General features: G+C 37.8%; 6 protein-coding genes. All 6 read right to left on the bottom strand.

What is annotated here, in order from left to right:
- Positions 1–278: 278 nt before the first annotated feature.
- On the bottom strand, positions 279–2,810 hold the full coding sequence (locus C7972_RS04485) for a glycoside hydrolase family 95-like protein (RefSeq protein WP_110355033.1): 2,532 nt from the start codon (positions 2,808–2,810) through the stop codon (positions 279–281).
- 40 nt (positions 2,811–2,850) lie between these two features.
- The gene (locus tag C7972_RS04480) at positions 2,851–3,627 is read right to left on the bottom strand and encodes a glycoside hydrolase family 16 protein (RefSeq protein WP_110355032.1); all 777 of its coding nucleotides are present in this window, start codon (positions 3,625–3,627) and stop codon (positions 2,851–2,853) included.
- A 648-nt stretch (positions 3,628–4,275) separates the two neighbouring features.
- Complete coding sequence (locus C7972_RS04475) at positions 4,276–4,743, bottom strand: DinB family protein (RefSeq protein ID WP_110355031.1); 468 nt, start codon at positions 4,741–4,743, stop codon at positions 4,276–4,278.
- A gap of 473 nt (positions 4,744–5,216) precedes the next feature.
- Positions 5,217–7,310 carry a PQQ-dependent dehydrogenase, methanol/ethanol family gene (locus tag C7972_RS04470; RefSeq protein ID WP_110355030.1) on the bottom strand — a complete coding sequence of 698 codons (2,094 nt, stop codon included), beginning with the start codon at positions 7,308–7,310 and terminating at the stop codon, positions 5,217–5,219.
- Between the two features lie 58 nt (positions 7,311–7,368).
- Positions 7,369–7,638 (bottom strand): hypothetical protein, encoded by a 270-nt coding sequence (locus C7972_RS04465; RefSeq protein WP_110355029.1) that lies wholly within the window; start codon positions 7,636–7,638, stop codon positions 7,369–7,371.
- A 580-nt stretch (positions 7,639–8,218) separates the two neighbouring features.
- Positions 8,219–10,843, bottom strand: a complete 2,625-nt coding sequence (locus C7972_RS04460) for a GH116 family glycosyl-hydrolase (protein ID WP_110355028.1) — start codon at positions 10,841–10,843, stop codon at positions 8,219–8,221.
- Positions 10,844–10,935 lie beyond the last annotated feature (92 nt).

Genomic DNA, 10,935 nt, shown 5'->3' with positions numbered 1-10,935 from the left:
CACCAAAGTAATTTCTATCAAGTACATATCAACCATCTAAGTATTAATTGGAGTATTTCCATTTTATTTTAGATAATCTGAATTTTAAAAGCCCCTAATATAACTTTAGGGGCACTTAAACAAGAAACAAAACTAATTAGTTGGATTTTCAGCTTGGCATGCCTCAAAATCCGCTGGTGTAATTCCTTAGGTTGTAATAACCACATTTTAACCTTTACCGATAATTGTAGTATATAAACAACTCAAAAGCCATACTGAATGGAATGGAGTTAGATCGATCAAAAATCCTTATTCCATCCACTGATCTTACCTAATGTACGTTGGCCTAATTTTTTTGGCCTCTCGTTAGGTTCTGAATCATAGATGATTTTTTCAAAATCCACGGACGCCCCGGCCAAACGGACCGAATATTCCCTATCGGCTTTGGTAGTAAAGCTTATTACATCACCCGCTTGATTCTTGGTCTTAACCAACTCATTGTTAGAATAAACGACAACCTTCTTTCCAGGCCATGGGTTCTGAAGCTTGCAGGTGTTTCCCTTTAAACTTTTTATACCCACTTGCGAAATATCTCCTTGTTTGTCCATGTACGAAGATACCATAAAGGCACCCCTTGCACGTAGTGTGAAAGCTACATCGCTAGAATCTTTCCAACTGGAAGGTATGGCTGGAAAAACCCTAATTTTACCTTCATTGCTCTGTAACAGCATTTCATTTACCGTAGTGGCATAATCGCTAATAGGTTCCATTCCCATTTGGAAGAAAGGCTTTGAACGTATTTTGTAGCCACCTATCAAATCATGAACGGACTTTAGATTGTAAATATTATGGGGGTACCCCGTAACATTGGTCAACAGCCCTTGGGGGAAATTCTGGTGTTCCTTTATACCATTTAATAGGTACGTTAGGGCTTCATCACCCATGCCCATACGTGCGGCAACTATAGGTGTTGGATAATGGGCATTTACCATACCATTGCATTTGATGAAATTGATCACGGCCTTACCCAAACGGCTCTCGCTATCATCAATACCAATAAGTCCTGTCGGGAACGCGGGTGCACCACCAACGGCCCAATTAAAAGGGGTATATCTATTTTCCGTAAAATAAGCTTCTGCCGCCGTTGGCAATTCTTCACAGTTTGCGTCTGTTTCATAACCAATTGGCCACAAGTTATCTATCACATGTTGCCATTCCCTTATCTTGTCCTTATCCATTTTTAATTGCTTTGCTACAGAAATACAGTTTCTGAACAAGGCTTCGATAGCAACCCTATCCGAAAGTACATTCTTAGCCTTTTTGATGCTTTCAGATTCGTATAAGGTAGATATTAAAGAATACTGTTTTTTTTGTTTATCCCATTGAAGTTTGTTCAAGTAAAAGTTCGAGGCTTTTTTCATAAAAGGATAGGCATCCTCTCTTAAAAAATCGATATCTCCCGTAAATTGATAATAATCCCAAAACCATTGGGCCACCTGACTGGCCTGGGTATAGCTTTTGGCCATAGGTCCCCAATCCTTGCTGGCCTGATTTCCATCAAAGTCATGGGCCTCTGTAAGCAATATAGCATTATCACCCCCTCCTTTTTCTTTGGCCAGAGCCTCTAAATAAGGGGTCATTTTAAGATAGGTATTTATATATGGGGACATAAGCTGAAGGTCATTTTGTGCTGCTAGACCCCAATATTGTTGTTGGGTATTCCAATGATGGGGTGTTCCCCAATTAATCACATCGCGATTCCAGCGCCATAACCCACCATTGAAAGCAATAGGATAAGGCCCTTGTGAACCGGCTGCCATTAAATAACGGCGCATATAGTATATGTTTTCTAGGTAATCGTTACCTAATTTAACAAATGAGTTCGACCAAAACTTCTGATACCATTTGTCCTTTTCCTGTTTTAGATTAGCAATCGTTTGTTTTTCCACGCCATCTAATAGGGCTATGGCATCCCTTTCTGGGCGATTGCTCTCTTTTGAAGTAACCACACTGACCAGAATCGTCAATTCAGGACTGTCCGTCTTAAGCTCCCCCCTATGTCTGCCAATAATAGTTTGCTTACTATGCGTATCGATAATCCTACAGGCTACTACGAAATCCAGTCCATCCGTATTTTCATGTATAATCAAGTCCCCCCCCTTGACTGTTGTGTTGGCTTTACCAATGCTAATTTTTTCGTTTTTCGGAAAACCACCGCCATACCAACCTGTGAAGGCCCTACTCCCTATTCGTTCCAATGATATTGTTGTTGTTAGTTTGTCGGTCGTAAAGTCTTTAAAAGGCAGATTTTTACACTCAATTACCCAAACATTCTTACCGTGTGCAAGCCATGTATTTATTTGGGTAGATGCAAATCCTGACGTGGCTTTATAAGACACTTCTCCATTGGAAAGAGATAGTCTGCCTGTAAAATCCCCTAGGTGTATCCAACTAAACACGGGGACACCAAAGTCTATTTTTAACCGAGCGGCATGTTTTAGGATACTCATATCTCTTTCTTCGGGTATTGGAGCCGACCAAAGATCATTTTTATTAATTTGAATTTCAATACCATTATCATGGTTCCAAATCATTCCTCCCAAATTGCCATTTCCCATAGGAAAACCTTCCGCCTCTAAATCTGTTGGGGCCTGAAAAATAATATCGTGCCTTGAAAGATACGAATCTGCAACTTGAAACGGGGATGACTTCAGAGTGAGCTGCTCATAGGATGTGGGCAAATTAGGTTTTTGGGCAATAGTAGTCGAAAATGATAAAATAAATGTGATCAGAATTGCAAAGCGGTAAGATGTAATAAATAATGATTTCATTAGGATACTTTATAATAGATGATTTTGAATTGATTTATTTTTAATAAGGCGTGATTTTCACCCAATCGATGTACATATAATCTATATCAAAATTGGCTTCGGAAATCCACCACGGAAACCATATCCCAACAAAAAACTGAGAAGGATGGTCTGGAATCTGTTCATTGGATTGGTGAATTAGCTTATCGTCATAATACCATTCTATTTTAGCTTCCTCCGTTTCAGAACCTGCGTGCCAATTAAAACGGTATAAATGATATTCCCCGTCGACCTGGTTACCCAAATACTTATCGGCCGTTCTATGTTCGTCTTCGCTAATTCCCCTCCAATTGGAAAAGAGGCCCCATGTTAAATCGGAATCATCCGGCTTATAGGGGGCCTGGTTTCGTCCAGGAAACTCGAAATCGATTTCATGATTAAAACTCTCGTTCTCATAGTAATAGGTCCAAAAAGCAGATAAGGCTCCTGGTCTGGGACAAATCCTCGCTCTTACTTCATAAATTCCAGAGGCGAATTTTTCTTTAGTAGCAATTACACCTCCTACTTTAGTATTTTGCCCATGCCCTTTAACAGGACCTTTGTAATTATCTCCGAGCGCCCGTACAACTAAATCTCCATTCTGGATATATACATTATCAGGTACAACTCCCCCGTGCTTACCTTTGGATGGGTTTTCCCCCCACTTAGTGTTAAGAATTTCCCAATTATCGGTATTGATTTTTGACTCGTTAAAATCATCAAATAACCCTTGTGAAAATAATAGCGAAGAATATTGGATTATTAATAAACCCATCAATAAGAATAATCGTTTATACATTCTTTTTTATTTTAATGTGGAACGATATCCTAATTTCAAATCAGAATATTTAGAATAATCATTTCATAATTATTTTGTAAAACTAGACTAATCTGTTTTCAAGGTCGGGGCGTTTTTTGACTAAAAAAAGGGTAATTTTGTATTGAATTGAGGATTTGATATAGCACAACTTGGAAACCGAAGAACCGATAACATATCCCTCTACATTGTCAATGATGAATAGATCTCTTTTGAACTCACACCCACTTTACCGAGATTAGACATGAACAATATTAACATAGAAAAATAGAACTATTGTATAATGGTAAGTGCCCCAAAACGAACATAGCCTTTTGTTTAATCTTCCATTATGAAGGAAAGTTATATCCTAATTATCAATCCAAAACCATTAGCTCGACGAAGTGGAAAGAAGCTTTTCTTTTAAATACATATTGAATTTTTCTACGATGGCACCTACAGTTGACATTCCTACACTTGCTAAAAATCCTGCTTCTATATAGCTGTCAAGTTTTTCTTTATAAGAGTGATTTCAAATGTTGGGTAATAATAGCGTAAAGCCACTTGTGCTTATATCCATTTTATAGGGCTAACTTAACGTGAGTTCGATATAAGGATGTATGGGTTACCATTGTTGGGTGTAAAGTTTTTTTAGTCCCATATTTCTGGTCTATCAATTTTCATTGCTCTTAAATATGATAAAAATTGTCCTGCGTGTACCGATTCGTGATACCCAATCCGTAATAAATATTTTCCGAGGGTCTTTTCATCACCATTTCCAGGATGGATGATTTTAGTTTCGTTTAGTTCCTTATCGGAAAATTGTCGAACACTTTCCAAAAATGTTTTTCTATATGGTTCGGCAAACTTAAGTTCTTCAGTAACGCTCGTGAATGGTCTATTTTTCCAAGGTGTTTTATAATTTGTCATACCGCCATTATTGATTATAATATTCCATCCATAATCGGCTTCTAAAACGTGCCTGATCATTTCTATGGCAGTCATTGCATTTTCGTCAGGTTTCCAATTGTAATAGCTTTTAGGAAGTGCTTTCCAAAGTTTGACGCTTTTCCTCCTTATTTCAGCAAAATTTAAAATTATGAATTCAGATTGAGTCATTTTATTTGTTTTCGAGAATGTAGTTTCACATTACATTCAATTGGATATAGTTATTGACTATTTTTCTTTTATAGGTCTAATTTAATAAGACTTTTTAGTTGCCCTAGTTATTAATTTTATGGTTTAGGGCTCTTCTGACCCTGCCCTATTTTTGTCGGTTCTGACCTTCATTGGCTTGTTTAAAATATGCATATAAAGAAAATTAATTGCTGGAATTGGAAGTTGCGGGAAACCTAAAGGGCATATTGCGAATACTATCTGTGGTATTCGAGTATGTGCAACGGGATCAGAGGCTGAACAATTCTTCAGATCTAAATCGACTTTAGGGGTTGTAAAGTAAAAAAATATTAACCTTTTAGGGAACAGGACCAGTTTTTTTTAATAAGACTGGCTGATGTAAAAGGGACTATCTTATAAAGTGTGTAAATAGTAAGTCGTCAACCGTCTACTCGATTAGCACCTCGCCATTATTTTTATTCTTCTCCAATTAATTTTGTTCTTTGTTGCTTTGCATTTGATATGATAAAATTCTTTATGTTATCAATGTCTTGTTCTGATAACCTGTCATTAAATTTGGGCATTCCATTTCCAAGAAATATTCCGTCTCCTACTATTTGAGGAAATGACTCAAATATTTCTGGTCTTGAATAGCTCAGGTTAGGGATAACTCCATCTCCATGACAATGACTACAATATCGCCTAAATAATCTTTGGCCTTTATCAATTTGTTCTTGTGTAGCTGTTAAATCGAGATTGATGAGTTCACTTGGCTCCTTTTTTGGAAAAGTTGGAGGCGATTTTTTTCCACCAATAGCAAAAGTATAAATACCACCTGGGTTTATTTGATCTACATACTTCACCCAAGTAGCTAAACCTCCGCCCCAACCAGCTACTAAGGTTACATATTGCAAACCATCAACCATATATGTAATTGGAGGTGCAACAATACCGGTTTGCAGTGGAAAGTCCCATAACTTCTCTCCGGTCTTTGAATCATAAACCACAAAATCTCCTTCTCCCGTACCTTGGAATACTAAATCTTCACTGGTAAGAACTCCAGCATTATATGATGATTGATGAACTACACTCCATACTTCCTCTTGTTTGATTGGGTCCCAGGCAATTAATTTCCCGATTGTTTTAGGAATTAATGAATCTTGAACTGAAGGTTTATCTTCCGCCCAGCCTTTGCCCGTATTCCAAGATCTTCCATCATCTTCAAAGTTAAAACTCTCTTCCTGTCCATACCAAGATGAACCCTCCCTAGCAGGAATATAAACCAAACCTGTGGATTTGTTATATGCCATGGGGTGCCAATTATGTCCACCAATTGGATGTGGAGCAATCTGTGCGTTTACATCTTTGTATCTGGCAAAAGGACTTTCAATGGGACGCCCTGTTTGGTAATCAATTTCCTTTGCCCAATTTGTATAGACAAATGGTTCACCAGAAATAAAATCTCCGTTTGTTCTGTCAATGACATAGAAGAAGCCATTTTTGGGGGCTTGCATTAAAACCTTTCTTTGCCTATTGTCTATTTCTAAATCTGCTAAAATTATTGGTTGAGTAGCGGTGTAATCCCAAGATTCTCCCGGTGTAGTCTGATAATACCAAATCATTTCACCATTATCTGGATTCAAGGACACTATTGAGGAAAGGTATAGATTGTCTCCCCCTCCCGGACTTCTGATTTCTCTATTCCAAGGTGAGCCGTTACCTGTTCCGATATATAATTGATTTAGTTCAGGGTCGAATACTATGGCATCCCAAGCTGTTCCTCCTCCGCCAAATTTCCACCATTCACCAGTCCAAGTTTCTGCTGCTTTTTTCATCGCTTCTGATTCAAAACCATTTCCGGGATTATCAGGTACAGTGTAAAATCTCCATTGTTGTTCCCCACTTATTGCATCGTATGCAGTTATATAACCTCGCACTCCATATTCTGCGCCGCCATTTCCAATAATTACATTTCCTTTAACTATTCGGGGGGCTCCTGTTATTGTATAACCTTTGTTTTGATCAACTGTCAAAACTTCCCATTCCTTTTTGCCGGTCACCGCATCAATTGCAATTAACCTTCCATCAAAAGCTCCCAGATAGACTTTCCCTTTGTAAAGAGCTACTCCTCTATTAACAACACCACAACAGCCTTTTTCACCATATTCTCTGGGCACCTCAGGATCAAAAGTCCAAATAACCTCACCTTTCCTTATATCAATAGCATAAACCATGCTCCACGTTCCTGTCAAATACATAATGCCATCTACAACCAAAGGGGTCGCTTCCAAACCTCTTGAGGTTCCTAAGTTAATACTCCAAACTAAACCTAAACTATCAATTGTTGATTTATTAATTTGATGAAGTGAACTATATCTGTTTTCTTGATAATTACCTCCATGGGTTAACCATTCATTTTCTATTTTTTCAATGTTTACTAGCTTATCGTCATCAATTTCACTTGTTATGCTTTTTATATGGTCATAAGATCCAGAATTTGGAATTTCTTTACAGGAAATAATAGCACATAAAATCAGAATAGAAAGAAGGTGTAATTTTGATTTTTTCATTTTACTATTTTTTTAGTGTTCGTTAAGATACATGGTTACAAAAGTTATATATTAACCTTTACACTAAATTGGTTTCCAATCTTGTAGCCTGTTCTTTATTTCTTAAATGTTTTTCATCAAAGTATCCTAAAAATACGTTTCTATAATATACCCTCCAAATGCCATTGTCTATTTGCTCTATACCGTGTGTGTACCCAGCATGGGCATCTTTATCATATCTAAGATATGGTATTAATCTAGAGGGTGCAAGCCTGCCTGACGGACAGGCAGGTCCCTTATGGGCAGGGGTAACCCTTCGACTTCGCTCAGGACAGGCTCTTTGAACCATTAGTAAGCTGCAAGGTTGCTAGTTGCGAAGCTAGGACTGAAGGAAGCAGGACTACAAAACTCGGTACTGACGAACAGGAACCAGATACGAGGCTGTGAGGATGGATGAGCAAGCACATCATTGTGAAGTCCGAAACACTTTTAAGTGAATGCCGAAGCAGTAGATCTGGCAGGAATCGAGGGAAACCGCGCCTATCGGCGTGGCAGGAAAGATGCCATTACCTGGGGAGGTCTCCGTAATTACGTGTTGATATAACGGAGAAGTCAGCCGAGGTCATAGTACCAACGGGAAACGAGTTGCATAAAACTGCACAGGTCTCACAAGTGGGGAAGGACTGAACGCAATCCTTCAGGAAATTAGAACGGGAGCATTGATTTTCGCTATTGGGTGACCGATTCCCAAGAAAATCTGTAGCCTTTTGAAAAAGTACAGAATAGTTTCGATTGGTGTAAAGAGCGATTGAAAAGATGGATTGCGAACCGCCGTATACGAGACCCGTACGTACTTTGGTGTGAGAGGCGCAGTCCGTTACTACTTTGAGGACTATCTTATAAGAACTGCCATTGCCAAATACCTTCCTTTATTCAGAAAAAACATGAATCCTTAATTTATCTCCCTTAGATAAAGTTATTTTTTTAAATTTTAGTGTTAATTTTCGTTCTTTTAAATTTGAATTAAATTCGATAGGTTTTCCATTCATCGTTATAATCACCTCTTTATTTATTTTTTTTTCCAAAAACAACTCAAGGCTTGATAACCCCAGAGTTCCAAAGGATAATGTTATTGAATTTAACTGTTTTCCTTCAATTCGCTGTTGAACAAAACTGCCCCAACCTTGGGCTGTAATAAACGCTGATTTGAAATTATCCGGATTTACCTTTGGATCAAAACTTAGAAAGGATTTTGGTCCATGATACTTAAAACCGGTTGCCGCCACAAATGCTCCATAACTTGACATTGCTCTTGTATAATGATTGCCGTATTCTACTTCATTATAAGGGTTTCTTTTAGACGGAGCATACCTATCATTGATGGCTTTTATCATAGTCATTCCTTCTTCAACCAAACCTTCACCGATCATGTGTGCTGCTGCCTGATATGTAAACCCCGTCATGGATTCGCTATAATAACCAATGGATAGTTTCTCCCAATCATTATTAACTCTCCCTGAGACTTTTTCAATGCCACCTTTAGGAAAGGAGCAAATTACAGTTCCCGACTCTCCTGGAAGGGCATAGAAACGTACATTTTTAATCGAAGCCGTATCGATATATGCTCCAATATCTTCCTGAAAATTATACTTATATATTGATTTGAGGGCACTAACTGATTCTTTCTTCGGCAGAATTCTAGGTAAGCCAGCTTGGATCGTCCACGACTGCCCTAATATTTGATCAATATGGCAACCAATATAGGTATTTGGAGCTCTCCGATTTTCAGGATCTAAAATGTTTATAAAGTATTCTCCGTTGAATAATAAATGGGTCATATTTTTTTTGCCAGATTTTACAATTCGATTGCACATATTGGCAAAACGCTTGTCACCTATCTCATTCGCCATAATCGCACCTGCCTGTACCGCGGCATTGTACATACTGCTGGTCCAAGCAATTTTACCATACCACATTCTGTCCAGCGTATTATATTGACCACCTTCCAATATTCCATCAGGTCTTCCTGTTTCAGAGGCATCATGATTTATCATGAATTCAATACTTTTTTTAATTTTAGGCCAGTATTCCTTTAAAAAGTTACTATTTACTGAAGTAGTATGTTCTCTATATGCCCTTAATATAGTACCGGCCTGCCCATCTACGGCATATCCGCTACCATCGTAGTAGTCTAAATGCTTACCTTGATCCAACTCTCCTCTATATTGAATAATGCCGTTTGATTTGAATGATAATCCATAATCTATTTGTGTTCTTAATTGTCTAGCAAGATTAGGGAATACTCGTCCCAATGCTTGTTCGTAGTGAAAAACATGAGTGCACGTTCCATAACCCAAATACACTCCTTCCATGGTATAAAATCGACCTTCATTGTCCTGGTCATCAGTAAGATCATCAAGTATATAGCAAGATGATGTAGCTAGAGTACTGGTGTTAGCAAAGGTTCTATCCAAAAACCATGTCGGCAAAGAACTGTTGTACCAAGTGTTGTTCCAAACTTTTGTAGTTTTGAGATAGTATTCTTTTTTAGCTATTATCGAATGGGCAACATGCCCTGCAGAACTAAACTTTTTACTATAATTCCGTCTTAAATTTTCTTTGTTTTTTAATGGATTAAGTCCGCTTTCCTGTCTATGGACATTAGGAAAATACCAAGAAACGATAAACGTAAGTGTTTTCCTTTCGTCTGGTTTCAACTTTAATTCCTTACCAATAGCCCCAGTTAAAATTTGTCCCAAGGCCGCTTCAGCTGAATGCTCATTAGTCCCAGAAACTTCTGGAAGATTGAATTCTAAGTCATCTGAAGTTTTTGGTGTTCCCCAAGCATTTTCACCTTCCATTAAGGTCAAAGCCATATTACCATAATCAGGCAAATCTTTGTTTTTAGCAGAAACCTTCGAAGAAGTAATCAATTGTATGGTATTTTCATGTCTTGCAATAGTATTGATATGAGTTCCGTCCGCTGCATTGGCCATTTTAAAATTCGCCATATTTTGAAGCCAACCAAAAAGCTCCACCGTAACTTCAGTGCGGGAATCATTGCTTAGTGTATATTCCATAACAATGGCTGGAAAATCTGACGATTTGTGGTCCGTAGGTATAAAAGGGGTATAGGCCTTTAATTTTACGGAAACTGGAAAGTTAGGCTCTTTAAAGCTTATTTTACCGATAGGGTATTCTCCTTTAAATTTTATTTCAGAAAAACCATTGTTATTCAGAGGTTTCACAATTGGTGTGCTGAATGAAGGTAATAGTTTTTTAATACGAATCGCAAAGCCCTGATTAAACTGATGGTCCTGTGTCATTGGGTTGATATAAAATTTATCACCTGGTCCACCTGGTTGGATTCGTTGAATATTAAAAATATCCCAATACCACAGCTGACCATCTCCACCGAGATATACTTGTCCTGCACCAATTCCTCCTACTGGCATGCCTATATATTTCAAATCCTTTGTTCCCGTAGTTTGAGAATATGTTGTGGAGAATAAACATAATGTCAATAAAGTAGCCGATAAATATTTGAAAATCATTGTTTTAATAATAAAGTGTTTTTAAAATTTAAGCTGGAAGACCCTAAATTGCTAGTCTTGCCCCTTAATTTGATTTGTTATTATGAAATTGA

Origin of the sequence: Arenibacter sp. ARW7G5Y1, from assembly GCF_003201775.1 — a bacterium.
Classification (GTDB): domain Bacteria; phylum Bacteroidota; class Bacteroidia; order Flavobacteriales; family Flavobacteriaceae; genus Arenibacter.
This window is presented reverse-complemented; position numbering and strand designations above follow the sequence as displayed.